Annotated in this window: 22 protein-coding genes and 2 pseudogenes; 13 read left to right on the forward strand and 11 right to left on the reverse strand. The window is 68.4% G+C overall.

Annotated features, from left to right (window positions below; translation table 11 throughout):
* The coding region (locus tag ACN6LB_RS39365; RefSeq protein WP_445030061.1) for a TetR/AcrR family transcriptional regulator at window positions 1–456 on the forward strand (456 nt) is incomplete at its 5' end.
* Between the two features lie 192 nt (window positions 457–648).
* The gene (locus ACN6LB_RS39370; protein WP_445030062.1) at window positions 649–1914 is read left to right on the forward strand and encodes a hypothetical protein; all 1266 of its coding nucleotides are present in this window, start codon (window positions 649–651) and stop codon (window positions 1912–1914) included.
* Between the two features lie 60 nt (window positions 1915–1974).
* Here the strand turns inward: ACN6LB_RS39370 and ACN6LB_RS39375 are convergent.
* The 3 genes and pseudogenes from ACN6LB_RS39375 to ACN6LB_RS39385 form a co-directional block, all read right to left on the reverse strand.
* Window positions 1975–3105, reverse strand: a pseudogene (locus ACN6LB_RS39375) (GMC oxidoreductase); the annotation flags it as partial.
* 148 nt (window positions 3106–3253) lie between these two features.
* Window positions 3254–4234: an NADPH:quinone reductase gene (locus tag ACN6LB_RS39380; RefSeq protein ID WP_356145867.1), complete on the reverse strand. Its 981-nt coding sequence runs from the start codon at window positions 4232–4234 to the stop codon at window positions 3254–3256.
* Between the two features lie 20 nt (window positions 4235–4254).
* Complete coding sequence (locus tag ACN6LB_RS39385; protein WP_445030063.1) at window positions 4255–4833, reverse strand: PadR family transcriptional regulator; 579 nt, start codon at window positions 4831–4833, stop codon at window positions 4255–4257.
* Between the two features lie 126 nt (window positions 4834–4959).
* Between ACN6LB_RS39385 and ACN6LB_RS39390 the strand changes: the two genes are divergently transcribed.
* Window positions 4960–5352, forward strand: a complete 393-nt coding sequence (locus ACN6LB_RS39390) for an ester cyclase (protein ID WP_356145879.1) — start codon at window positions 4960–4962, stop codon at window positions 5350–5352.
* A gap of 280 nt (window positions 5353–5632) precedes the next feature.
* On the opposite strand, the pseudogene ACN6LB_RS39395 reads toward ACN6LB_RS39390, so the two are convergent.
* From ACN6LB_RS39395 to ACN6LB_RS39405, 3 genes and pseudogenes are all read right to left on the reverse strand, one after another.
* A pseudogene (locus ACN6LB_RS39395) lies at window positions 5633–6325 on the reverse strand (NAD(P)-binding protein); the annotation flags it as partial.
* A gap of 107 nt (window positions 6326–6432) precedes the next feature.
* Window positions 6433–7149, reverse strand: coding sequence for a flavin reductase family protein (locus tag ACN6LB_RS39400; protein WP_356145884.1), 717 nt, complete (start codon window positions 7147–7149; stop codon window positions 6433–6435).
* Window positions 7150–7183: 34 nt separating this feature from the next.
* Window positions 7184–7972: an enoyl-CoA hydratase/isomerase family protein gene (locus ACN6LB_RS39405; RefSeq protein WP_445030064.1), complete on the reverse strand. Its 789-nt coding sequence runs from the start codon at window positions 7970–7972 to the stop codon at window positions 7184–7186.
* A gap of 565 nt (window positions 7973–8537) precedes the next feature.
* On the opposite strand from ACN6LB_RS39405, the gene ACN6LB_RS39410 reads away from it, so the two are divergent.
* Entirely contained in the window at window positions 8538–9146 is a 609-nt protein-coding gene (locus ACN6LB_RS39410) for a CGNR zinc finger domain-containing protein (RefSeq protein WP_445030065.1), read from the forward strand.
* Window positions 9147–9571: 425 nt separating this feature from the next.
* The gene (locus tag ACN6LB_RS39415; protein WP_445030066.1) at window positions 9572–10516 is read left to right on the forward strand and encodes an alpha/beta fold hydrolase; all 945 of its coding nucleotides are present in this window, start codon (window positions 9572–9574) and stop codon (window positions 10514–10516) included.
* 148 nt (window positions 10517–10664) lie between these two features.
* Here the strand turns inward: ACN6LB_RS39415 and ACN6LB_RS39420 are convergent, their stop codons facing one another.
* Window positions 10665–11291, reverse strand: a complete 627-nt coding sequence (locus ACN6LB_RS39420; RefSeq protein WP_356136978.1) for a TetR/AcrR family transcriptional regulator — start codon at window positions 11289–11291, stop codon at window positions 10665–10667.
* A 159-nt stretch (window positions 11292–11450) separates the two neighbouring features.
* Between ACN6LB_RS39420 and ACN6LB_RS39425 the strand changes: the two genes are divergently transcribed.
* From ACN6LB_RS39425 to ACN6LB_RS39440, 4 genes are all read left to right on the forward strand, one after another.
* A complete protein-coding gene (locus tag ACN6LB_RS39425; protein ID WP_445030067.1) occupies window positions 11451–12872 on the forward strand; it encodes an aldehyde dehydrogenase family protein in 1422 nt (473 codons plus the stop codon).
* Between the two features lie 171 nt (window positions 12873–13043).
* Entirely contained in the window at window positions 13044–13853 is an 810-nt protein-coding gene (locus ACN6LB_RS39430; RefSeq protein ID WP_445030068.1) for an SDR family NAD(P)-dependent oxidoreductase, read from the forward strand.
* Window positions 13854–14236: 383 nt separating this feature from the next.
* Window positions 14237–14419 (forward strand): hypothetical protein, encoded by a 183-nt coding sequence (locus tag ACN6LB_RS39435; protein WP_445030069.1) that lies wholly within the window; start codon window positions 14237–14239, stop codon window positions 14417–14419.
* Between the two features lie 144 nt (window positions 14420–14563).
* A complete protein-coding gene (locus tag ACN6LB_RS39440; RefSeq protein WP_445030070.1) occupies window positions 14564–15835 on the forward strand; it encodes an aldehyde dehydrogenase family protein in 1272 nt (423 codons plus the stop codon).
* Window positions 15836–16006: 171 nt separating this feature from the next.
* Here the strand turns inward: ACN6LB_RS39440 and ACN6LB_RS39445 are convergent, their stop codons facing one another.
* The gene (locus ACN6LB_RS39445) at window positions 16007–16924 is read right to left on the reverse strand and encodes an alpha/beta hydrolase (RefSeq protein WP_445030071.1); all 918 of its coding nucleotides are present in this window, start codon (window positions 16922–16924) and stop codon (window positions 16007–16009) included.
* A 2-nt stretch (window positions 16925–16926) separates the two neighbouring features.
* The gene (locus ACN6LB_RS39450; protein WP_445030072.1) at window positions 16927–18102 is read right to left on the reverse strand and encodes an alpha/beta fold hydrolase; all 1176 of its coding nucleotides are present in this window, start codon (window positions 18100–18102) and stop codon (window positions 16927–16929) included.
* 219 nt (window positions 18103–18321) lie between these two features.
* Between ACN6LB_RS39450 and ACN6LB_RS39455 the strand changes: the two genes are divergently transcribed.
* Window positions 18322–19170 carry an MBL fold metallo-hydrolase gene (locus ACN6LB_RS39455; RefSeq protein WP_445030073.1) on the forward strand — a complete coding sequence of 283 codons (849 nt, stop codon included), beginning with the start codon at window positions 18322–18324 and terminating at the stop codon, window positions 19168–19170.
* A gap of 34 nt (window positions 19171–19204) precedes the next feature.
* Here the strand turns inward: ACN6LB_RS39455 and ACN6LB_RS39460 are convergent, their stop codons facing one another.
* Window positions 19205–19798: a CGNR zinc finger domain-containing protein gene (locus tag ACN6LB_RS39460; RefSeq protein WP_356136996.1), complete on the reverse strand. Its 594-nt coding sequence runs from the start codon at window positions 19796–19798 to the stop codon at window positions 19205–19207.
* 350 nt (window positions 19799–20148) lie between these two features.
* Between ACN6LB_RS39460 and ACN6LB_RS39465 the strand changes: the two genes are divergently transcribed.
* Genes ACN6LB_RS39465 through ACN6LB_RS39475 form a run of 3 tightly spaced genes read left to right on the forward strand, consistent with a single transcriptional unit; the run spans window position 20149 to window position 22728 of the window.
* Window positions 20149–20892, forward strand: a complete 744-nt coding sequence (locus ACN6LB_RS39465) for a 3-oxoacid CoA-transferase subunit A (RefSeq protein WP_445030074.1) — start codon at window positions 20149–20151, stop codon at window positions 20890–20892.
* Window positions 20889–21560 (forward strand): 3-oxoacid CoA-transferase subunit B, encoded by a 672-nt coding sequence (locus tag ACN6LB_RS39470; protein WP_445030075.1) that lies wholly within the window; start codon window positions 20889–20891, stop codon window positions 21558–21560. Before ACN6LB_RS39465 ends, ACN6LB_RS39470 begins: the two co-directional genes overlap by 4 nt.
* Window position 21561: 1 nt before the next feature.
* Window positions 21562–22728 (forward strand): thiolase family protein, encoded by a 1167-nt coding sequence (locus ACN6LB_RS39475; protein ID WP_445030076.1) that lies wholly within the window; start codon window positions 21562–21564, stop codon window positions 22726–22728.
* A 177-nt stretch (window positions 22729–22905) separates the two neighbouring features.
* Here the strand turns inward: ACN6LB_RS39475 and ACN6LB_RS39480 are convergent, their stop codons facing one another.
* The gene (locus ACN6LB_RS39480) at window positions 22906–23610 is read right to left on the reverse strand and encodes a hypothetical protein (RefSeq protein ID WP_445030077.1); all 705 of its coding nucleotides are present in this window, start codon (window positions 23608–23610) and stop codon (window positions 22906–22908) included.
* Window positions 23611–23758: the final 148 nt, after the last annotated feature.

Here is a 23758-nt window from a genome sequence, read left to right on the forward strand (position 1 = left end):
GTGTCGAAGCGCTCCATGTACCAGCTGTTCGAGAGCAAGGACGATCTGCTGGCAGCAAGCCTCAATGAGCGCGCCTCCGCCTTTGTGGCCGGGCTCCTGCCCTCGGCGGCCGACGGCCGCTGCCCCCGCGAGCGGATCCTGCACGTCTTCGAGCAACTGGAGTCGCAGGCGGGCGCGCCCGACTTCCTGGGCTGCCCGTACCTGTCTGTGCAGATCGAGTTGAAGGACCAGAGTCACTCGGCGAGCCAGGTGGCACACCGGATCAAGGCGAATCTGACGGCTTTTTTCCGTACCGAGGCCGAACAGGGCGGCGCGAGCGACCCTGACCTGCTGGCCCGGCAGCTGATCCTGGTCTTCGACGGCGCCAGCGCCCGCGCGGGAATCGGTGCCGACACGATGACGGGACTCGTCGCCCCCACAGTGGTCACCCTGCTCGACACGGCAGGCGTACGCTGACCCGTCGTCTTCCCGGAAGGTTTCCTTGCCTCCCGGCTACTTCCCCGCACCCCGGGGGAAGCCCGATGGCGATCGCAGCACACCCGCGGGAGAAGACGCTGGCCGGCTGACGCTTGCCCGTGTCTGAGCACACCCGCAGGAAAGGACCCACCACGATATTGACCCTGGATCACCGGGAACTACGGTGTCAGGATGACTGATGTCGAGGTCGTCGCACGCACGCGGATCAATGGTGGGCACCCCGTCGAGCGGTTGGTTTGCCATCCACGGCTTCCGCTGTTCGCCTGCCTGGATTCGGGACGTCCTGCGCTCAGCATCTGGACCTGCGACGCGGGGCAGCTGCGCGAACTCGGTTCAGTCGGCGCCGACTCAGCTGTCTACGGCGAGGCCTTCGGACGGAAACGATCCCAACGGACACCCGCCGTGACATGGCATCCCGAGCAGCCGCTGCTCATGGTGGCCAGTGAAGGCAAAGTGGTGCAGTGGAAACCCTCCGGACCGACCGCACTGGACAACGTGCCGCCCGCTGCCGGCTACGACAGCCTGGCGTTCAGCCCGGACGGTCACACCTTGTGGGCATCGCCGTCATCAGACGGTGAAGACGACGCATGGGAACGCTCGGATGTCCTCGACCTCGCTTCGGGAACCGTTACTGCCGGCCCACGTTGGGACACAGGCGTCACGGAGCATCCGGGCGGCGGGCTGGTGGCCACGCTCGCCAGCGATCAGGGAGCGACGCTCGTGCTGTTCGCCCGGGTCGGTCTCGACGCCGCGCCAGCGGCGATGCGCCTGCTGCGACACGCATCGATCTTGGACGCCGACGGCTACGAGACCCCGATCTTCAGCCCCGACGGACGCCATCTGGCGATCCGGGGCAACGCGTACGGCAACTCACTGGACGTCTTTGAGTTCCCCTCACTCCGCCGTGTCTTCACGACATCTCTCGGCGAACCCAGCCCGGGTTACCCATATCCACAAGAGTGGCTCGACCAGATGCGCGCCTGGTCACGCCACAACATCGCCTTCGGAACCCGACCCGGCGTGCTCTGGGTCGGAACTCCGACAGGGACACTCATCGAGGTCGACATCGAGGGTCCAGCCGCGATGGAGCACGACGTGCTGGGAGGCTCCCCGATCTCCGCGCTGGGCCGCACGGCGACGGGTGAACTCGTCATCGCCGGCAACGCGGGTGACGTCGTGCTTCTGCCCGTGGACACCGTCTCCACCAAGGCTGAAGGCGCGAACGACGCCGCGCCTCGGGCCGCAGTGACAGCCTTCTTGGACGCAACTTCCGAACTTCCCGACGATGCCTCTCTGGAGACCGATCTGGTTCTCACTGACGGAGTCGCCACCTGGGATTCAGACGATCTGGCAACCATCGACACGGCATCGGCAACAGATCCGATGTGGCTCCAACTTCAAGCGGCCATCAACAACGTCCGCAACCAAGAGAAGTGACCTGGCCAGGGTTGAACTGCCCCAGCGGGAGCCGCCGGCTTCTGGATGCGCGGATGGTTCCTAAGCTCCCACCGCACGGTCTTCGGCGGGCGCCGTGCGCGTTGTGCTGGGTGACGACTCCTTCGGCGGCACCGCCGGCATCCCCAGGAACGGCAGTTTCAGTGCACCGAAAGCCTCCGACGGGACGGCCGGGTGTCTGGGTGCCACGGGCTTCAGCCGTTCGTACGCTGCTCCTGGCGCCGGACGCGGGTCCCTCTCGCCCTTGTTGGGCCAGTACGACATCGCCCGCTCGGCCTGGGCCGTGATCGTGAGGGACGGGTTGACGCCGAGGTTCGCCGAGACGGCCGCGCCGTCGACGACAAGGATGCCGGGGTGGCCGTACAGCCGGTGATACGGGTCGATCACGCCCCTCTCGGGGGAGTCGCCGATGGGGCAGCCGCCCAGGAAGTGCCCGGTCGGCGGCGATGACGGAGGCGGCCTCCGAAGCCGCCCTGATCTGCTTGGGGTTGGGGCTGCCATGGCCCTGCCGAGTCATCAACAGGCCCTTTCCCATGCCCTGCGGCTTCAGATAGCTCGTCAGGGAGTTGTCCAGGGACTGCATGACCAGGCCGATGATCGCCGCTCGGACCAGCGCCGGTTCGAGAGCGAGCGGGCCGTGAGCAGCGGGTGTCTCGCCATGTTGACCAGCCAGCCCCAAACCCTCGACGAGCCTTCGGCGCAGGGGACTTGGAAGACGAATCCCGGACCCATCAGGCTCGGTCCCTTGCCACAGTGGACGGGTTCGATGTGGGTGTTGTCGTCGGGGTGGATCGAGGACGTGATGGCGACCCCATGAGTGAAGTCGGCGCCCTGCTCGCCGACAATTTCGCGGTGGCGTCGGCTGCTGGCGTGCACGCTTACCAGGGCTTCGGAGTTGGTGCGGGTCAGTTCCCCCAATCTCGCTGAGAGATGGGGCAGTTGGCCGCCTTCCTTCATCCGGTGCAGCAGGGTCTGGGTGCCGTACGTGCCGGCCGCGAGGACGACCCGGCGGGCCTTGAAAGCCCGGCCCCGGCCCTTGTTCTTGCGCTCCGTCGGGACAGCCCGGACCGTGTACCCGTCGCGGGAGTCGTCCGTGACGGACACGACGGTTGTCATGGGGTGGACGACGGCGCCAGCCTTCTCAGCGAGGTGAAGGCAGTTCTCGTTGAGGGTTGTCCCTTGTCATCCAATCGAGTCGCTTGACAGCGAACCCAGTCGTTTCGGCTTCTTTGACAGTGAACTCAGTCGTGTCAGGTGAGCGATCCAGTAGCCGTCAATGAGACGGGGGTTGCTGGTGACGGGCCGGTGTTCCGGGTCTGCGCTATTGGGGGAGGGTGACCAGGATGCGGCCGTGGCCACCGCCGGCGTCGACGTGGTCGTGGGCCTTGGCGATGTCGTCCAGCGGGTAACAGTCGCCGACGGCGAAAGTAAGGGCGCCGACGGCGGCGGCGGAGGTGAGGTCGCGGGCGGCCTGGCGCTTGGCCTCGGCGGGGAAGTCGTCGCTGCCGAGCAGCCGCAGGGTGACGTTGTTGAACAGCAGAGGCCAGAAGGGAATCTCAGTGCGGTCCGCGCGGGTGGCGTAGGCGGCGATGACGGCCCCCTGGGCGGCGACGGCGTTGTCGAGATCGGCGTTGTCAGACAGCGCGACCTCGATGATCCGGTCGACGCCCCGTGGCGCGTACGAGCGGATGGCAGCGGCGGGCTCGCCAGTGTCCAGGGCGATGGCGTGGGTGACGGCTGGGTCGACGCGGTCGAGGTCCGCGGTGCGGCGGACGGTGGCGATCACGGTGGCGCCGGCCCAGTGGGCGAGCTGGGCGGCAAGGGAGCCAACGCCGCCGAGAACTCCGTGGACCAGGACCAGTTGGCCGTCGACCGGGCCGTCGGCGAAGACGGTGCGGTGGGCGGTGATGCCGGGGATGCCGAGGCTCGCGCCCAGCTCGTCACTGAGGTGGTCGGGCAGGGGTGCGGCCTGGTGGTCGGGTACGACGGTGTACTGGGCGGCGGTGCCGAAGGGGCGGTAGGACTGGGCGCCGTATACCCAGACCCGTTGTCCGACGCGGTGGACGTCGACTCCGGCGCCCACGGCGTCGATGACTCCGGCGCTGTCGCTGTGCGGGATCACCCGCGGGAAGGGCATGGACGAGCCGAGCCAGCCGCGCCGTTTCTTGGTGTCGCCGGGGTTGACGCCCGAGACGGTGACGCGGACGCGGACCTCGCCGGGGCCGGGGACGGGATCAGGGAGTTCACCGACGTGCAGGACATCGGCGGCGGAGCCCTGGTCGTCGTACCAGGAAGCAAGCATGGGGGTACCTCCGTGGACAGTCAGCTCGCGGGAGCGGCGGGCGCATGCGGATCGCTGTCGGTGCATGCGGTGTCGAATGCGGGCGGTTCCTCCCCGAGGGTCTCGCGCAGCCAGGTCCGTTCGGTGCGGCTGGTGGCGCGGGCGGTGAGCAGCATGCCCCGCCGGTAGGGGTCGGCGATCTCCTCGGCACGCAGGGGCCGCTCGTTGTCGTAGAAGAAGCTCGCCGGTTCTTCCAGGAACTCCAGCCGTCTGCGCAGCACCGCGTGCTGTTCGGCCACGTCGGGCAGGTGGGAGAGGAAGGCCAGGACGACGTAGAACCGGGTGAAGTCGGTGATCTCGTGGTCGGCGGGCTTGCGCAGGCGCTGAAGCATTTCGGCCCGCCCGGCCGCGGTCAGGCTGAGCACGTACCGGGCCGCCCCCGCGGCCGGGTCGGCGCGCCGCTCGATCAAGCCCGCCCTGGTCAGGCGATTGATCGCCGGATACAGGCTGCCGTCACTGACCGGCCGCGTGTAACCGGTCAGCTGTGAGACGCGGTGGCGCAGCTCGTGTCCAGGCAGGGGTCCCTCGGCGAGGAAGCCGAGTATCGCGAGTTCCAGCATGAGTCCATCTTCGCACGCGAACATCGAATCGATGTGAACATCGATTCGATGTTACGCTCGCAGCTACCCGCCCAAACGTCTCTGGAGAGGCACAGCAAGATGCCATCACAGTCCACCGAGTCAGTGATGAACCGTTTCGTCGAGTTCATCAACACGGGCAACGAGGATCTCGCCCGCGAGGTCATTTCTCCGGACGCGGTGTTCCACGCACCCAGCCACCCGGAACCACTGCGGGGGCCCGATGGGTACATGGAAGTCATCGGGATGATGCGCAGCGCCTTCCCCGACGTCCAGTGGACGCTGGAGGAGACGGTCACCGAAGGCGACACCGTGGCCGCACGGTTCACCATGCGGGGAACCCACGACGGTGAATTCTTCGGGATCCCGGCGAGCAGCAACAAGATCTCGGTGCAGGCCATGAACTTCTACTACCTGGCCGACGGCCGGATCGTCGGCGAACGGGGCCAGCCCGATCTCCTCGGGGTGATGCAGCAGATCGGTGCCGTACCGGCGCCGTGAACCTCGTAGCGCCGCGTGAGCCCGCTATCGCGCGGAACTACCGCTGCCGGGACGTACGTCGCCCCGGCAAAAGGGGAAGGCCCACACCGGCCCGCGGGCGGCCGACGCAGGTTCACTGCAAGAGGCTGGCCTTCCATGTGACGTTCCTTGCCATCCAACCCAGTCGGCGCAGGCGGCCAGGGGGTTCGGGCCGAAAGAAGCGTCACGCGACTGCGTTGACAGCGAAGTTGGTCCGCGCAGGTCAGCGACTTCGACCCGACCAACTTCGCCGTCAAAGGACAAGGGTGTTCTTCGCGCCCTGGCGGCAGCCGGTCATGCACGCGCCGCACTCGGTGCAGGCCTTGCGGGCCGGGCCCGCCCCGCCGAAGTAGGGGTCCGGCACCTGCTCGCCCGGTCGCGCCTTCGCCGTGCCGTCGGCGTCCTCGCCGTCGCCGAAGAAGACGCCGACCGGCGCCATGTGGAAGCTGTCGCCGACGCCCATCCGCTCGGCGGCCGCCTTCAGGTATACGTCGGACGGGGTCATCGTCGGGTTGAGCCGCACTCCGAGCATGCGCCGGGCCTGGTCGTAGTACGGAGTCAGCTCGTCCTGTCAGTCGGTGATGTCCTTCCACTGCGGGTCCTCGAAGAACGGTTTGGGCGGTTCGTAGAGGGTGTTGGCGTAGTTGAGCGAACCGCCGCCCACGCCCGCGCCGGCCAGTACCACGACGTTGCCCAGCGGATGGATGCGCTGGATGCCGTACAGGCCGAGCCTGGGTGCCCAGAGGTAGTTCTTGATGTCCCAGGAGTGCTTGGGCAGCGAGTCGGGCGTGAAACGGCGGCCCGCCTCCATCACGCCCACGCGGTAGCCCTTTTCGGTGAGCCGAAGGGCGGTGACGGACCCGCCGAAGCCGGAACCCACGATGATCACGTCGTAGTCGTATGCGGGGTCGTCTTTCTGCTCGTCCAGCTTCTCGGAAGAGTTCTTCCGTGACATGTGCTCTCCTCATTGAGAGCGGGTGAGGTCTGGCGAAGTAGGACGAGACGTCGGTCAATCGGCGAGCCGCTCCGGGCAGGCAGGGTCACCACGCCCCACCCTGGCTTTCAGTCGAGGGTGGTGGTGGAGCCGGACGGCGACCAGCGGGGCGTGTCGATCGGTGAGTAGTACGTGTCCTTCTGGTCCAGGCGCTCCATCCGGCGTCCGGAGTGCTCCTGGAGCACCGCGGGGTCGAGCGGTGTCTCGAACGCGTTGTTCACCAGGGTGTATTCGGCGGCGAGTCGTCCCACCGGAGCGATGGCACCGAAGTCGATCCGGCCGCCCACATAGAGGTCATCCTGGATGTAGAAGCGCACCACATTGCCCCAGACGATGTTGTTGAGTCCGTCGGGCGCCGAGAAGATGTGCTCGACGGTGCACTCGAACGCGATGGGGGCGCCCTTGATGCGCGGCGGACGGACGGCTTCGGACGGCTCCTTCTCCAGCCCGACCGCGTCGAACTCGTCGACGTCGGGCTCGAATTCGAAGGCGCTGCGGTTCAGCCCCTCGATTTGCGGCAGGGTGGCCATGTTGGTGACGAACTCGCCGGTGTCCCGGATGTTGACGAAGCTGTCCTTGAGTGTGGCCCCGTCCGAGCGCGGCTGGAACGACAGCGAGATCCGCGGCGGCTTGCGCCCGACGACCGTGAAGAAGGAGATGGGGGCCAGGTTGCCCACGCCTTCGGTGGACAGGGTGCTCACCCAGGCGATGGGGCGAGGGATGACGCTGCCGATGAGCAGCTTGTAGGCGGACTTCGCGTCCAGGTCGGCGGAGTCGATGATCATGTGGCGTCCTTCGGTAAGTGGGGGAGGGTTCGGGTCAGCGGCCCTTGAAGGGCAGAACGGGGCGGGGGCGCCCCTCCTTGAGGGCCTTGGCCGCGGAGGCCAGGCCGTCCTTGACGTCCTCGGTCTCGAAGAGCGGGACGGCGAGGTCGAACAGCTGCTGGTCGGCGGCGGGGATGCCGCCAGTGGCCCAGGAGCGCAGCAGCGCCTTGTGCACGACGTGCGCCCGGGTGGGGCCTGCGGCGATCTTGCGGGCGAAGGCCTCGGTTGCGGCGCGGAGTTCATCGTCCGGGACGACGCGGTTGATGACGCCGGCCTCGGCCATGACCGCGGCGGGTACCTGCTCGGAGGTCAGTGCCCATTCGTAGGCGCGGGCCCGGCCGGCCCGTTCGGCCACGCGGTGGATCCCGCCGAGGAGGGTGATGATGCCGAGCGACTGCTCGGGATGGCCGAAGCGGGCGCTTTCGCCGGCGAGGATGATGTCGGCCCGCAGCGCGAGCTCGAAGCCTCCGCCGAAGCACAGCCCCTGCACCGCGGCCACGACCGGGATCGGGAGCTGTTCGAACCGGTTGATCACGGCCAGGGCGTGTTCGAAGTCGGCCCGCAGGCTGGTGCGGTCGGCGTCGACCCAGGGGCGGAAGTCGCCGCCGTAACTGAAGTCGGGGCCCTCGGCCCGCAGTACGACGGCGCGGGCCGGGCTGCGGGTGATGGCGTCGACGGCGTCGCTGAGCTCCTGGGCGAACTCGGGGGCGAAGCGGTTCTGCGGGGGGTTGTCCAGGACGATCGTGGCGACGTCGCCGTCGAGGGAGTGGGTGAGAACGGACATGGAACTTCCTTGGCTCGGGGCGGCGCGTGCTCGCCGTCGGTCAGGTGAGGTGCTCGCGGAACCAGTCCGGAGCGGACTGCGCGGCGATGGGAAACTGCGTGCTCCACGGGGCGAAGTGGCCACCCGCGTGCTGCCCGGGTGGAGCGCACGGTGACGGTGAGGTCATCGCTCGCCAGGGCAGGACGGCCGGGCGGCTCACCGCGCAGGTCCGCCCGTTCGTCCTCGTCGAAACCCTCCTCCAGCGTCGTCGCGTCCTCCGCCGGGAGGCGGCGCTGCCCCTGCTCGTGGCCGCTGATGGTGGGCACCTGGGCGACGACGGCGCCTGGCCGGCGATTGCTGCCGCCCATCCCTCGGTGGCAGGGGGAGTCTCCTGGGGGCTCCGGGGGCCGGACGAGCTCATGAGCGACACCCTTCGTATGGCTGCGTCACCAATCAAGATGAAAGGACCTTACGATGTTAGCTCCTTTCACTTCAAGAGGGCAGGGGTGTCGTACCCTGAGTCAGTGGCCAAACGGTCACGGTCATGTCGGTAGAGCCGAACGATCAGCGAAAGAGAGGCGGGGTCATGGTGTGGTCCGCGTCCACGCGGTACGAGGTCGATCCGGCGCCGCCCGGGCTGGCGCTCGTGCACGACCTGCTCAACACCATTCCCGCCGGCCGGCCCCGGGCGGCCGATCTCCTGGACGGCCTCGCCGACGCACAGGCCTGGGTCGATCAGGCGCTGGACTGCTGGGCGCAGGAGAGGGAGCAGGCTGCCGCACAGGTGCATCTCACCGAGAGCGATCTCGAGGAACTGCGCGGCCTGCGTGCCGAGTTGCGGCGGCTTCTCGCCTCACGCAACGACGACGGCATGGACGCCGACGACCAGACCGTTGCGCCCGCTGTTCATGTCGCGGCGGCGGCCGTGCGGATGGACCGCAACGGCCGGGCCGTCCTGGAGCCTCGCGGCCAGGGCTGGCGGTATGTGGCCGCCCTGGTGCTCCTGGAGGTGTTCCGGGCTCAGCAGGCGGACACCTGGCGCCGACTCAAGATCTGCCGCAATACGCGCTGCACAACGGCATTCTTCGACCGCTCCCGCAACAACAGCGGCGTATGGCACTCCACCAAGACCTGCGGCAACCCCGAGAACCTGCGTGCCCACCGGGCACGTCAGCGTGTCCGTACCTCCGGGTGACTGCGCGTCGAACGCCTTCGTCCGGTCGATCTGGGGGACGTCGGCGGCCGTGCTGCCTGTTTGTGTGACACGGGCCCTCATCTCTGAAATTGGCATAATAAATTTGCTCCTTTCCTGATTGGGTCAGAGGTGGGCCCGGGGGTCAGAGGGTGAGGGGGTAGCGGGCATCACATTCACTTGAAGTGAAATAAGTGAAAGCCATACGATTATTGCGCCACGAGGGAGTTTCCGGCGAAGATGTGGCGCGGTACGACGCGTGGCGGCACTGCGCTCTGTCGTGGCCACGGCCGATGGCGCGCCCTGCAGCGCCCCCCAGGGCCAACCCGTGTGACGTCGCCGTGGCCGCACTCGAAGACATCAGGGCTCATTACGCGGCCGGTCCTGCCGGCCCGCGACGCCGCGAAGGCGGCCTGGAGGTTGAACGCATGGCACCCGAGACACAGCGACCGCCGACGCATCCGTCCGGCAGGGACTCGACGGCAGATGGGTCCTCTGCAGGTGACGGTATCCGGCGTCGGACGATTCAGGCAGGCGGACTGGACGTTCCGATCCTGGAGGCCGGGAGCGGGCCGCTCGTCCTGTGCCTCCACGGCTTTCCCGACCATGCCGGCTCCTGGGAGGGGATTCTCGAGAGCCTCGCAAAGGGCGGCTACTGGGCGGTCGCTCCCGCGCAGCGCGGATACTGGCCCGCCGGCGCGGCGCCCGACGGCTCCTATCGCGCGTCGGCGACCGGGCAGGACGTCCTGAATCTGATCGAAGCGCTCGGGCGTGATCGGGCGGATCTCGTCGGGCACGACCTCGGCGCCCGGGCGGCGTACGCGGCGGCGAGCCTCGACGCCACACGCGTCCGCAGACTTGTCGGCATGGCGGTTCCCTACGGGCCGCAACTGCGCACCGCCTGGCTCACCAACGGCGACCAGCAGCGACGCAGCTGGTACATGTTCTTCTTCCAGACGGCCCTGGCGGAGCCGGCCGTCGAGCTCAACGACTTCGCCTTCATCGACCGGCTCTGGCAGGAGTGGTCGCCCGGCTACGAGCTGCCGGACGCGGAGCGGGCCGCGCTCAAGGAAACCTTCCGTGCTCCAGGAGTCCTGACCGAGACCCTGGGCTACTACCGCCAGCTGTTCTCACCCCCCGCCGATGAGGCGACGCGAGCCCTGGAAGCCCGGGCAAGCGGCGCCATCACCGTCCCGTCGCTCTACCTCCACGGGGCCGACGACAACTGCATGTCCGTGGAGCTCAGCGACGGCATGGAAGCCGCGTTCAAGAACGGCTTCGAACGCGTCGTCGTACCCCGTGCCGGACACTTCCTCCACCTTGAGCAGCCCAAGCCGGTCGCCGATCACATCCTGAGCTTTCTGAACAACTGACCCATCACTCTGCTCCGGAACGGACAGGGGGCAGAGACTGCCGCCGGCGACCTGCATGGCCATTCCGTGGGCGATGTCGCCCACGGAATGGCCCGCGCCCGCCGGCGCCGGCCGCCTTCGTAGGCCGCTGACCCGGCGGGCGTGCGCGTCACTTGTCCGAACCGCGCCTCTCGTGTCCGAAGGCGCGCAGAAGGAAGGGCAGCATGTGGTCGGCGGTCTCCGCCGCGGTCGCGGCGTCGACCTGGTTCGGCGGCAGGGGGGTGAGGAAGAACCTGCTCATCATGGGGCCGATCACCAGGTCGCCGAGCAGGTCGGCGTGCTCCACCGGCGGGATCTCGCCCCGGTCGACCGCACGTTGCGTTATCTCCTCCATACGTCGGCGCACGGGGACCATGAAGGCGTTCGTGAGGGCCTCGGCCAGGGAGGGGCTGTACGCGGCCTCGCCGATCAGAGTGCGCAGCACCCCTCCCTCGTTGCCGGTCAGGGAAGCTGCTTTGTCGCGGAGCAGGGCACGCAGGTCACCTTCGAGTGTGCCGGTGTCCGGCTGCGCCGTCAGTTCCTTGGCGTACGCGGCGGCGGCGTCGACGACCATGACCTCTTTGGACGGCCAGCGGCGGTAGAGAGTGGCGGTGGACACTCCGGCGCGGGACGCGACGGCGGCGGTGGTGAGCCCGCCGTAACCGCTCTCGGTCAAAACGGCCAGAGTCGCATCGAGCAGCGCACGGTCGCGGGAGGCATCGCGGGGGCGCCCCCGACGTGCCTGCGCCCCGGTCATCAGGCGGCTCCCGAAGAGATCCGGCGGGATGGGTGGGCGGCGGAGCGGACTGGATGGTCGGGCTGCCGTACGGAACGTTGAGTAAGGGTGGGGTAGGTCACACGGCAAGTATACCGGCATACGAAACGAAAGGCTTTCGTTTCGTATATGCTTCCGGGTATGAACACCAACGCACCCACCGGCGGTCAGCCGGACATCGCCGTTACGACGGCCCCCGCGGCGGAGACCGTCGCGCGACTGCGTGCCACGTTCGACACCGGCCGCACCCAGCCCGTGGCCTGGCGCAAGCAGCAACTGCAGGCGTTGAAGCGTCTACTGACGGAGCATGAGGACGACTTCGCTCAGGCGCTGCACACCGACCTCGGCAAGAGCGCGACCGAGTCGTACATGATGGAGATCGGCTTCCTGGTCAAGGAGATCGACCACACCCTGAGTCATCTCGACCGGTGGCTGCGCCCGAAGAGGGTCTCCGTACCCCTGTCGCTCGTGCCGTCCCGGGCCTGGACCGTGCGTGAGCCGCTGGGCGTCGTGCTGGTCATCGCCCCCTGGAACTTCCCGGTCAATCTGGCGCTCGCGCCGGTCATCGGGGCACTGGCCGCCGGTAACGCCGTCGTCCTCAAGCCCAGCGAGGTGGCCCCCGCGACCTCGGCCGTGCTCGCCCACTGGTTGCCCCGGGTCCTGGACCCGCAGGCCGTGGCCGTCGTCGAGGGAGGCGTGCCGGAGACGACCGCCCTGTTGGAGCAGCGCTTCGACCACATCTTCTACACCGGCAACGGCGCGGTCGGACGCATCGTCATGACCGCCGCGGCCCGCCATCTGACCCCGGTCACCCTGGAGCTGGGCGGTAAGAGCCCCGCCATCGTCGAACCCGGCGCCGACCTCGCGACGGCCGCCCGCCGCATCGCCTGGGGCAAGTTCTCGAACGCGGGCCAGACCTGCGTCGCACCCGACTACGTGCTCGCGATAGGCGAGGCGGGCGCCGAGATAGAGCCGCACCTGCGCAATGCGATCCGCGAGATGTACGGCACCGATCCGGCCCACAGCGACGACTACGGCCGCATCATCAACGAGCGCCACTTCGACCGGCTGGCCGGCCTCCTGAAGGACGGCCGAACCGTCGTGGGCGGCGACCACGACCGCGACGCACGCTACATCGCCCCCACCGTGCTGGCCGACGTCGACCCCGACTCCCCGGTGATGCGCGACGAGATCTTCGGCCCCATGCTGCCCATAGTCCGGGTCCCCGACCTCGACGCCGCGATCGCCTTCATCACCGGACGGGACAAGCCGCTGGCTCTCTACGCCTTCACCGCGTCCAGGCGCTCCAAGCGGCGCCTCACCACGGAGACCTCCTCCGGCGGCCTGGGCTTCGGTGTCACGACCATGCAGCTCGCCGTGCCGGGACTGCCCTTCGGCGGGGTCGGTGAGAGCGGCATGGGCCGCTACCACGGCTCGTACTCCATGGACACGTTCAGTCACATCAAGTCCGTGCTCGACAAGCCGCTCCGAGCGGACACGCTGCGCGTGACGTACCCGCCCTACACCCGCGGCAAGGACCGCATCCTGCGACGCATCACGTGAGCCGGGTGATCACCGCCCCGCAGTCAGGGATGACGACCTTCAGCATCACGACCATCGCCGAGCCGGGCCTCCGGGCCCGCCTCGACACCAGATGACGGTTCCCGACCGTCGCAAGATCGAAAGGAGAAGGGGAAGAGGTACCCGCAAGGGCGCGCCACGTCCCCGACAGCCATGAGCAAGATCGACTACCGTACCCAGACCACATTGATCACCGGGGCGAGTGCAGGACTCGGCGCGGAGTTCGCCCGCGGCTTCGCCGAGCGCGGCTCGAACCTCGTGCTGGTCGCCCGCCGCGCGGACCGGCTGGAGACCTTGGCCGACGAGCTGTCCGCGAAGCACAAGATCACCGTCACGGTGGTGCCCTTCGACCTCACCGTGCCGGCCGCCGGTGAAGCGCTGGCCAAGGAGGTGGCCCGGCGCGGGATCACAGTCACCAGCCTCGTGAACAACGCCGGCTTCGGTACTCATGCCCCGTTCCGCCAGGATGATCCGGAACGCATGCAGCAGGAGATCGGCCTGAACGTGAGCAGTCTGGTCGACGTCACCAGGGCGTTCATCGACCAGCTGACCGGTGTCCTGGTCAACGTCGCCAGCACACTCGGGTACCAGCCGTGGCCGAACGCCGCCGTCTACGGGGCGACCAAGGCCTTCGTGCTGAGTTTCACCGAGGCGCTGTGGCAGGAATCGCGAGGGACCGGCCTGCGCGTGCTCGCCATCTCCCCGGGTCCGACCCGCACCGAGTTCTTCGACGCGCTCGGCTCCGACGACATGGCCCGCGGTGTCCCGAAGCAGACCCCGCGCCAGGTGGTCACCACCGCACTGCGCGCGCTGGACCGGCGCAACCCGCCGCCCAGCGTCGTGTCCGGCACATTCAACTGGGTGGGCACCCTCGTCTCCCGTTTCACCACACGCCGAGTCACCGCTCTGGCCTTCGGCGCGATGACGCAGTGGCAGATGGGCTCGAGTCGGTCTGGCCACTGACACTCTCCGGACCACCGTCACATCGCACTGACGATGCCTCCATCGACGACCTCCGGGCGGCGCTGGACATCATCAATCGCCCTTCCCGGCGCACCGCGCTGGTGAGCGGACTTCGCACCAGCGCCAGCCTGCGCGAACACGGTGCCCACCCCCTTCACATGGCTCGCCGTTCCCGTCACCGAGCCGAACTCGCAGGGGAATCATTCACAGACGATCTCGCGCGCCAGGACGGCAGCACGGGCTTCCCCGCGCCGAGGACGGCTCCGCCGTCTCCTCCCACTTCTTCGGACAGTCCTCCTTCGCCGACGTGACGAACGTCGCCGAGCGGAGCGTCGTGAAGGTGTCCGAGACCGCCCCGCTCGAAATTGCTCACCGGCGCCAGTGTGACCTTCGTCCTCGAGGGCGATGCAGCGCCACAGGTACTGATTCCGCAGCTGATCGCCCTCTACGAGGCCGGCAGGTTCCCGTTCGACAAACTCATCAAGCGCTACGCGTTCGAGGACATCAACCAGGCCTTCGAGGACAGCGAGAACGGGGCAACGCTCAAGCCGGTGGACACCTTCTGAGCACGTGGCACGGGAGAGGAACGGCACTCCTTCCCTTGCTCAGCGAAAACCGGGCGGTTTACAGTGGCAGCGCTCGAAGATTGTTGAACGATCCTCCTGTCGACCATGTGCCGAGTAGTGCGCCTGGACCATGAAGGGACCGATGTGAGCAGGAACGAGATGAGCGTGCCCCGCTCTGTCCAGGAGGCGGTTCACGCCTGCGCCGTACGGGCGACGCAGGGCTCGGCGGCCTTGGCCAGGGCGTCGGACGTGGAGATCGACACCGCGCTGCGAGCCATGGCGGAGCGGCTGCAGACGGCACGCGACGTGCTGACAGCGGCGAATCAGGAAGACCTGCGATCGGCCGCCGCAAGCGGGATGTCGGCGGCACTACAGGATCGCCTGCGGCTGACCGGCCCTCGACTGGAGGAGATGGCCGAGGCGTTGCGTGCGCTGGCGGACGTGCCGCACGAGCCGCGGGACACCGTCCTCGAGGAGCGTCCCGACGGCCTGGTCCTGCTGGAGCGCCGCCGCCCCGTGGGGGTCATCGGCGCGAACTTCGAGGCGCGTCCGAATGTGACACTCGACGTCGCCTCGCAGTTCCTCAAGTCCCGCAACGGCGGCGTGCTGCGCACCGGTTCGGCGGCCCTGCGCTCCTCCCAGGCCCTGATCACTCACGTGGTCACGCCCGCTCTCACCGACGCGGGACTGGACCCGGACGCCATCCAGCTGGTGCCGAGCGAGGACCGGTCGGCGGCGTACGCGCTGGTGTCGCTGCCCGAGACCATCCCCCTGGTCATCCTGCGCGGCAGCGGCGAAAGCACCCGGGAACTCGGTCGCGAGGCCGCCCGCCACGGTGTGCGCACGCTGGCCCACGCGGACGGCGGCGGAGTGCTGTATGTGGCCCGGGACGCCGACGAGAAGCTGGTGCACGAGCTGGTCACCAGCAGCCTGGACCGGCTGGGCGTCTGCAACCGGCTCAATCTTCTCCTCATCGACCGGGCCGTCCACGACAAGCTGCTTCCGGGCATTGTGAAGACCCTCGAAGGCCTGGGCATTGCGGCATCGCTGCCGCCGCACACCCACGCGCGCGGTTACGAGTGGTCCCTGGACTCCGAGAACGCAGCGACGGTGACGATCGACGAGGCGGACGGCCCGGTCCAGGCGGCACGGATCGCCAACGAGGAGACCTCCGGACTGGCCGCTGCCATCGCCACACACGACCCGGACACCGCGGCCCAGTTCATGGACGCCTACGGTGGCTCAGGCGTCTTCTGGAACTCCACCACACGCCTCCTCGACGGCTTCAAGCTCCTGCGCCTGCCGGAAACCGGCATCAACATCGACCGGGTCCCCGGCCCTCGCGGCCCCGTCACCTACCGCGACCTGTATCTGCGCCAGTACGTCGTCCGACCCGCGGCATCCGCGCACAGTTGAGCCGACGCCCGGTCGAGGCGCGGTCGCTGGTCTCGTTCTGTTTCATGTCGGCCGGCCCGGATCTCCGGCGCCGGCCGAACTGACAGGGGCGGCAGCATGGTTACGTCGACGTGTCGCATCGGCCACCCGCCTGGGGAGGCGGTTCCAGCAGCAGCCGGAACCGCCTCCGCTTCACGAGTCGGTCGAGGCCGCGTCCGGGTCGAGGTGGGTGCGGAACCACGACAGCGCGGCGCCGCTGGATTCCTCGAAGTGCACCTTGTAGGCGTCGAAGTGCCCGCCGGGCAGCAGCACCAGCTCCTTCGGGGCCAGCGCACGCTCGAAGGCGGCCAGCTGGATGTCTGCCGGGACCACCGTCTCTCCGGTCTCGACGATCATCATGAGCGGCTTGGGCGAGACCCGGGCGATCCACCCGCCCGGCTCGTACAGCCGCGCGGCCCGGCTGGAGCGCAGGGTCACCGTGTTGTTCTCGCGGCCCGGCGGAACCAGGTCGTGGTAGAAGCGCACTGCGTCCGGGCTGCTGTACAGGGCCGGGTCGGCCGGATCGTCGCCGATGGAGGTCTGGTACCGCAGTTCACCGCCGGCGGCCAGGGCGCGTTCGTTCTCGGCCTGGGCGAGCTCGAAGGCGGCGATGCGATCCGGCGAGACCTTGCGCTGCCACTGCTCGAATCCGCTGATGGTGGGCACCTGCGACACCACACACTTGATCCGCGCCTCGGTCGCCCCGAGCACGATCGCATGACCGCCCGAGAAGCTCGAACCCCACACTCCGATGCGGTCCGCGTCGACCTCCGGCCGAGCCTCCAGGAAGCTGATCGCGCGACGCCAGTCCTCGATCTGACGCCACGGGTCGACGTCGTTGCGGGGCTCGCCGTCGCTCGCGCCGAACGTGCGGTGATCGTGGACGAGCACCACGAACCCGGCGTCGGCGAACTTGCGCGCGTACCGGTCGAGGCCCATCTCCCGGTTGGCGCCGAATCCGTGGGCCATCGTGAGCGCGGGGTGCGCACCCTCGACGTCCGGCAGGTACAGCCAGCCGCGCAGAGTCACGCCCCCGTCCGCCGTGAACTCCACGTCGATGCGTTCTGTCATGGTCATTCGCCTTCCGTGAAGTTGAAGTACTCGGCGGGGATGAGGCCGGCCGCGGTCAGGGCCGCCCCGACCTTCGCGTTGATCTGCACCACGGCACCGAGGGGGCGGTGGTGGATGGCGATCTCCGTGATGAGCCCTTCGTCATCACGCGTGAGGATCGTGATCCCCTTCATTTCGAAGCCGCCGAACGCGGCGGCCTCCCACTCCAGATACGTCCGCGGACCGTCCTGCACCTTCCGGACGAACTCGAGCCGTTCGTACACGGAGCTCACCCCGGCCATAAGGGCCTCGACCTGCTCCTTGCGCTCCAGTGGCTTGGCGAGCGCGCTGGCCTCCATCCGCACGTTCGGCGAGAGCGCCGCCGCGAAGGAGTCCTGGGTGCGCTGCTCGAACGCGGCCGTCCAGGCCTTGGCCGGGCGGCCGTCGGCGGAGCCCGACGCGGTCGCCTCGACGACCGTGCCGATGACGGCGGCGACCGCCGCCGGGTTCTCGGCGTGCGCCCAGTGACCCGTGTCGGAGACCGTCTGCGAGGCGGCGCCCGGGAAGCGGGGCGCGACATACGAGGAGACGATCTCTTCCGTGACGAAGGGGTCGTTCTCGCCGCGCAGGACGGTGACGCTCCCGTGGAACTTGCTGGGCTGCTGTCCGTCAGGGTGGCCGTTGTTCCATGCCGTCGCCGTGTCGGAGATCGTCGACGGGTCGATGTGCAGCGTCACTTGGGCGAGCCGGTCATTTTCCTCGGCCGGGAACGCGGTGGCGAGCGCGTCGCGGAAGGCACGCTGTGCGTCGAGTCCGAGATCGGGTGCCTGGAAGGGGGCGATCTGTTCCGGCGGAAGGTGAGTGCCCGCGAGCGGGATCGGGTTGACCAGGACGAGCGAGCGCACCTGCCCGGCCAGGCGAGCGGCGACGAGTTCGGCGATCTGGCTTCCCATGCTGTGGCCGACGAGCACGACGGGGCCCTCCGTCGCGCGCACGACGTTCTCGAGGTCGTCGGCCCAGCGGGTGAGCGTGAACGGCCCGTGGTCCGAGGCGCGCGCACCCATGCCGGCGAGCTCGAACGCGATCGAGGGGATCGACCGCTCGGCGAGGACGGTGCGGACGCTGTTCCAGATGGCGCCGTCGTCCAGGTATCCGTGGACGAGCACCGCGGTCGGCGCCTTCGTCGCTGGGCTGTTCATCTCGTGTCTCCTTTGACGATCGCTCTCCTGCGGCGACGAATCGGAGCCAGTGGCTCTCGAGATTCTTGGTCGACGCGAGCACTATGACGTAAGCATAGGGTCTATGCTTGCGTCAATGTCATCGCTCTGTGATCGACGGAATGAGGGCCGGCCTGCCGGCTTCCTCCGCGTTCCGGCCGGAGCGGAAGCGGCCACCCGAGAATCCGAGGAGTCCACCAAATGACGTCGAACGCTTTGACCTACGCCGTACACATCGCGGACGGCATGCCGACCACCAACTCCGACGTGCCGCCTGATCTGGGCGAGCGTTCCTGGTCACCGACTTCGAGCATCCTCATCTCGAACGGGGGAGAGGCGCTGCTGGTGGATCCGCTCTTCACCATCGCGCAGTCAAAGGACCTGCTGCGGTGGCTCAGCGAGCGTGACGCCCCGGTGACGAGCGTGTACGTCACGCACGGCCACGGGGACCACTGGTTCGGTCTCGGAGCCGTTCTGCAGCAGTACCCCGGTGCGCGCGCCTTCGCGCTGCCCGAGGTCGTCGAGGACATGGCCTACCAGTCCTCGCCCGAGGTCCTCAAGGCGGTCTGGCGCGCCTGGTTCCCCGAGCAGATCCCTGAGCAACTGGTGCTCGCCGAACCGCTCGAGGGTGAGGTCCTGAGGGTGGGCGGGGCGGAGGTCCGCCCGGTCCGCCTGGGACACACCGACAGCGACAACACCACCTGCCTGCACGTTCCCGATCTGGGGCTGGTCGTCGCAGGCGACGTGATCTACAACAACGTGCACCTCATGCTCGCGGCATCGGACGCAGACGGGCGAGCCGAGTGGCTGAGGGCTCTCGACACGGTCGAGGCGCTGGCGCCGACCGCGATCGTCGCGGGCCACAAGGATCCGGCCGCCGACGACGATCCGCGTCACATCGAGGAGACCCGCCGCTACATTCTCGATTTCAACAGCGGGGTGCGTCGCACCGGCAGCACCCTCGAACTCTACGAGTACATGCTGGAGCGTTACCCGTCGCGTATCAATCCCGGTGCGCTGTGGGGCTCCTGTCGGGCGGCGAAGGGCTGAGTAGTCGGCGCGCCGGTCGGGCGCCTGCGGCGCGCTACGAGCGCGCGGCGGCCCGACGCTGCCGCGAGGCCCGAAGGTTCACGGCGTTACCGCAGATGCGCACGTCATGCCAGGCGCCGTTGTTGGGGTTCGTGCCGTCATAGAAGGCAACCGAGCAGACCCGGTTACGGCACATCTTCAAACGACGCCACGTATCTGTCAGTTGGGCGTTCGTGATCTCGTTGAGCACGGCCGCGACCACCCACGGGACGTCCCTGCCGCGCGGCGCCAGCGAGAAGACGCCATCGGCGTCGATCCGCACCTCGAGCGCGCCGCTCACCCCCTTCGGCGCGGATCGGACCGGAGTGTCACGCACTGCACCCGACACGGTCATCTGCAGCGACGCGCGTAGCTGCTGAAGCCGCACCAGCCCCGGTTCATCGACCTCGATCGCCGGCGCCTGCGCCCCGGTACGTCGACTCCATTCGCCCAGCGCGCCGGAGAGCCACGACGTCGCGGAATCCGGCGTCGAGAGCAGGTCCTCAAGCGCGGGCTTGCCGGCGGCGCGAGTGTTCAAGACCTCCTGGACGAGGACGAGCGGTCCGGTGGCGATGCGGTCGGTGTAGCGTTCGCTCGCAAGTTGAGACATAGGCATAGCTTATTAGCTCCAGTCCTCATTGGCGAGGAGGACGGGATCGCCGCCGAAAAGGACCCGAACGGCGATGCTGTGCGTTCGACGCGCGGGTGATGGGCGCCCCTGCCCCGGCCGTGCTCGGCCACCTGCCCGGCGTTCGCTCACGACCTGTCCGGCGGCTGGCCGAGGGGGCGCTGCACTTCACGCTCGTCGAGCCTGCCCAGGACGCCCACGCTGTGATATGACATAAGCATAAAGGCTATGCCTGCGTCAGATGATGTCGGTCGACGTGCACTGTCACCACGCGGGCCGGCCATGTGAAATCGCTTGAGAGGTCGCGCGATGCCCGAACGCGTGGAGGAACAATGATCGACAAGACCGTCACGGACACCGCAGCCGCCGTCTCAGGGATCCGCGACGGCGCCACCGTCATGATTGGTGGATTTGGCCGCGCGGGTCAGCCGGTGGAGCTGATCGACGCGCTCATTTCCCATGGCGCAGGCGACCTGACCGTCGTCAACAACAACGCAGGCAACGGAAACACGGGCCTTGCCGCGCTTCTCGCGGCGCGAAGGGTACGGAAGATCATCTGTTCGTTCCCGAGGCAAAGTGACTCGTGGGTGTTCGACGGTCTCTACCGCGCGAAGGAAATCGAGCTGGAGCTCGTGCCACAGGGAAATCTCGCCGAACGCATCCGCGCCGCAGGGGCGGGTATCGGCGCGTTCTTCTCACCCACGGGCGTCGGCACGCAGCTCGCCGAGGGCAAGGAGCTGCGCACGATCGACGGCCGCGACTATGTGCTCGAGTACCCGATCCGAGCCGACGTCGCCCTGATCAGCGCCCTGCGCGCCGACCGCTGGGGCAACCTTGTCTACCGCGCGACCGCCCGCAACTTCGGCCCGATCATGGCGGCCGCGGCGGCGACCACCATCGCCCAGGTCGACCAGATCGTGCCGCTCGGGGCCATCGACCCCGAGACCGTGGTGACGCCCGGCATCTTCATCGACCACGTCGTCGCCGTGGGAGAACGCCGCTGGCTCGACGAAGGCGTGTTCGCCGGCGGCGTCGACATCGAGGGGAGCCCGCTGGCACAGGAGGAGAGCCGATGAGCACGCGCATCACCCGCACCGACCTCGCTCGTCGCATCGCGGCCGACATCCCCGAGGGATCGGTCGTCAATCTCGGTATCGGCGCCCCCACCCTTGTGGCCAACTACCTGCCGGACGACACGGAGGTCGTTCTGCACACCGAGAACGGGATGCTCGGCATGGGCCCCGCACCCGAGCCCGGCACCGTCGACCCCGACCTGATCAACGCCGGCAAGCAGCCAGTAACTGCGCTGCCGGGCTCGGCGTACTTCCACCACGCCGACTCCTTCGCGATGATGCGCGGCGGACACCTGGACGTGTGTGTGCTGGGCGCCTTCCAGGTGTCGGAAACCGGTGATCTCGCGAACTGGTCCACCGGCGAGCCCGGCGCGATTCCCGCCGTCGGCGGAGCGATGGATCTCGCGATCGGCGCGAAGGCGGTCTATGTGATGACCGACCTGCTCACCAAGCAGGACACACCGAAACTCGTCGCCGCCTGCACCTACCCGCTGACCGGAGTGCGCTGCGTGACCCGCATCTACACCGATCACGCGATATTCGATGTCACACCCGACGGACTGCGCGTGCGCGAGACGTTCGGCGACAACACGGTGGACTCCCTAGCCGCCCTGACCGGCCTCAACCTCGCCGACGTCACCGACGCTGCGGCATCCCTGGAAGGCAACTGACATGCCCGCGAGCTTCGTGTACGACGCCGTGCGTACCCCCTTCGGACGGTACGGCAAGGCCCTCGCCGACGTGCGCCCCGACGACCTCGCCGCGATCGTCATGCGCGCAGCCGTCGAGCGCACAGGCCTTGATCCCGCGCGCATCGACGACGTGATTTTCGGCGATGCGAACCAGGCGGGCGAGGACAACCGCGACGTCGCACGTTTCGGCGCGCTGCTCGCCGGCTTCCCCACGTCAGTCCCAGGAGTCACGGTCAACCGCCTGTGCGGGTCCTCGGTCGAGGCCGTCATCCAGGCCTCGCGAGCCGTCGAGGCCGGAGACGCCGACATCGTGCTCGCGGGCGGCGTGGAATCGATGAGCCGCGCACCGTACGTCGTCGAGAAGAACACCAAGCCCTTCCCCGCGGGCAACCACACGATGTGGAACACGTCGATCGGATGGCGCATGGTCAACCCTCGCCTGCCGACGGAATGGACGATCTCCAATGGCGAGACTGCCGAAAAGCTTGCCGGAATCCACCGGATCTCACGTGAGGAGCAGGACGCGCTCGCGGCGCGCAGCCATCGCCTGGCCGCCCAAGCATGGGCGGACGGTACCTTCGACCGCGAGATCGTCCAAGTCGACGGCCACCACCTCGTCCGCGACGAGAGCATCCGTGACGAATCCACCGTCGAGGTACTCGCCGGCTTGCGCCCGGTGTTCGCCGCGGGCGGCACGGTGACCGCCGGGAACTCCTCGCCCATCAACGACGGCGCCTCCGCCGTGCTCGTCGCACGCGAGGGTGTGCTCGACAGCGAACCCCTCGCCCGCATCGCCGGCCGCGCGGCCTTCGGCAACGACCCCGACATCTTCGGCGTCGCTCCCGTCGAGGCGGCCAACCGCGCACTCGCCCGCGCCGGGCGCACATGGGCCGACGTCGACCTGGTCGAGCTGAACGAAGCCTTCGCAGCGCAGTCGCTCGCCTGTCTGCGGCTGTGGAGCGACCTCGACCCGAAGAAGGTGAACACGCACGGAGGCGCGATCGCGATGGGCCACCCGCTCGGAGCATCCGGGGGACGCATCATCGGCCACGCGGCCCACGAACTCGCCCGCCGGGGTGGCGGCATCGCAGTCGTGGCAATCTGCATCGGCGTCGGCCAGGGCCTCGCTGTCGTGCTCGAGAGGTGACCGGGCGACGCGGACGTACTGGGCACTCGCCGGCTCCGCGAATCTGACGGCAGGCAGTGTCATGACCACCTGGTCACCCTCGCGAAGAAACCGATCGCGGAGGAACTGATCGCCCGATCGCGAAGGAACCGATCGCGGAGGAACTGATCGCGCAGGTCGCACGCGCGCAGCGGCATCTCAGGACAGGAAGCTGCCGTACGGGCCGCTCCGGATCCTGTTCTTCTGGTCCTGGCTGAAGTGGCAGTTCGGGTAGTCGTAGAACGACGCGGACATCGGCGTGCCGTCGGTGTGCGTGGAGTCGGGCAGGCCCAAAGCATGGCCGAGCTCGTGCACCATGCCGCCGTACCACCGGTTCATGGCGCCGCCGGTCCCGGGGGGGGCGTCGGCGTCGTGGCCGCTGAGGACCACCCAACCGCCGCCACCGCCGCCACCGGAGCCCTCGCCCTCGGCGCTGATCTCGCCGACGCACAGCCAGCGCGGGTCCGGGGCGCCGAGACCGAACTTGGCCAGCAGCTCCTGCTGCATGTTGAAGACCACCCACCAGTACCGGTCGTCGCCGTTCGGGGTGTTCTCGTACCAGGCCCGCTGGTGGTCACCATTGACCACCTCCACGGCCGGCGTGTTCAGCCTGAACGTCACGCCGAGTTCCTGCCGGTAGAAGCGCTGCGCCTCCTTCATCACGCCGGTGATGCCATCGGGGTACCGCTGGTCGAATGCGACATCCGAGGGCTTGAGCCAGAACACTCGCACGGTCCCGGTCGGCGGGGCGGCGGCGGCCGCTTGTGCCGTCGCCCCTGTCGCCGCCTCGGCCGTTCCCGTGAACACCCCGGAACCCAACGCTGCCATCCCCGCCGTCACGGTCAACACCGACCGGCGCGTCATCCTGTGACTCTCCATCGAACACCTTCCTCGATGAACCAGTACATGACAAATCAGCACTTGACGAAGCGAAAGCTAGCACCAACTGACGGCCTGTCAACTGGCGTTCGACCAGCCGGACAGCGGTAGTGGGACGGTAGGTTCCTCCACG

The organism is Streptomyces sp. SAS_270, assembly GCF_052543295.1.

Coding starts and splice junctions, on each gene's coding strand:
- ACN6LB_RS39370 (WP_445030062.1), top strand. CDS start 649: ATGACTGATGTCGAGGTCGTCGCACGCACGCGGATCAATGGTGGGCAC.
- ACN6LB_RS39380 (WP_356145867.1), bottom strand. CDS start 4,234: ATGCTTGCTTCCTGGTACGACGACCAGGGCTCCGCCGCCGATGTCCTG.
- ACN6LB_RS39385 (WP_445030063.1), bottom strand. CDS start 4,833: ATGCTGGAACTCGCGATACTCGGCTTCCTCGCCGAGGGACCCCTGCCT.
- ACN6LB_RS39390 (WP_356145879.1), top strand. CDS start 4,960: ATGAACCGTTTCGTCGAGTTCATCAACACGGGCAACGAGGATCTCGCC.
- ACN6LB_RS39400 (WP_356145884.1), bottom strand. CDS start 7,149: ATGATCATCGACTCCGCCGACCTGGACGCGAAGTCCGCCTACAAGCTG.
- ACN6LB_RS39405 (WP_445030064.1), bottom strand. CDS start 7,972: ATGTCCGTTCTCACCCACTCCCTCGACGGCGACGTCGCCACGATCGTC.
- ACN6LB_RS39410 (WP_445030065.1), top strand. CDS start 8,538: ATGGTGTGGTCCGCGTCCACGCGGTACGAGGTCGATCCGGCGCCGCCC.
- ACN6LB_RS39415 (WP_445030066.1), top strand. CDS start 9,572: ATGGCACCCGAGACACAGCGACCGCCGACGCATCCGTCCGGCAGGGAC.
- ACN6LB_RS39420 (WP_356136978.1), bottom strand. CDS start 11,291: ATGACCGGGGCGCAGGCACGTCGGGGGCGCCCCCGCGATGCCTCCCGC.
- ACN6LB_RS39425 (WP_445030067.1), top strand. CDS start 11,451: ATGAACACCAACGCACCCACCGGCGGTCAGCCGGACATCGCCGTTACG.
- ACN6LB_RS39430 (WP_445030068.1), top strand. CDS start 13,044: ATGAGCAAGATCGACTACCGTACCCAGACCACATTGATCACCGGGGCG.
- ACN6LB_RS39445 (WP_445030071.1), bottom strand. CDS start 16,924: ATGACAGAACGCATCGACGTGGAGTTCACGGCGGACGGGGGCGTGACT.
- ACN6LB_RS39450 (WP_445030072.1), bottom strand. CDS start 18,102: ATGAACAGCCCAGCGACGAAGGCGCCGACCGCGGTGCTCGTCCACGGA.
- ACN6LB_RS39455 (WP_445030073.1), top strand. CDS start 18,322: ATGACGTCGAACGCTTTGACCTACGCCGTACACATCGCGGACGGCATG.
- ACN6LB_RS39460 (WP_356136996.1), bottom strand. CDS start 19,798: ATGTCTCAACTTGCGAGCGAACGCTACACCGACCGCATCGCCACCGGA.
- ACN6LB_RS39465 (WP_445030074.1), top strand. CDS start 20,149: ATGATCGACAAGACCGTCACGGACACCGCAGCCGCCGTCTCAGGGATC.
- ACN6LB_RS39470 (WP_445030075.1), top strand. CDS start 20,889: ATGAGCACGCGCATCACCCGCACCGACCTCGCTCGTCGCATCGCGGCC.
- ACN6LB_RS39475 (WP_445030076.1), top strand. CDS start 21,562: ATGCCCGCGAGCTTCGTGTACGACGCCGTGCGTACCCCCTTCGGACGG.
- ACN6LB_RS39480 (WP_445030077.1), bottom strand. CDS start 23,610: ATGACGCGCCGGTCGGTGTTGACCGTGACGGCGGGGATGGCAGCGTTG.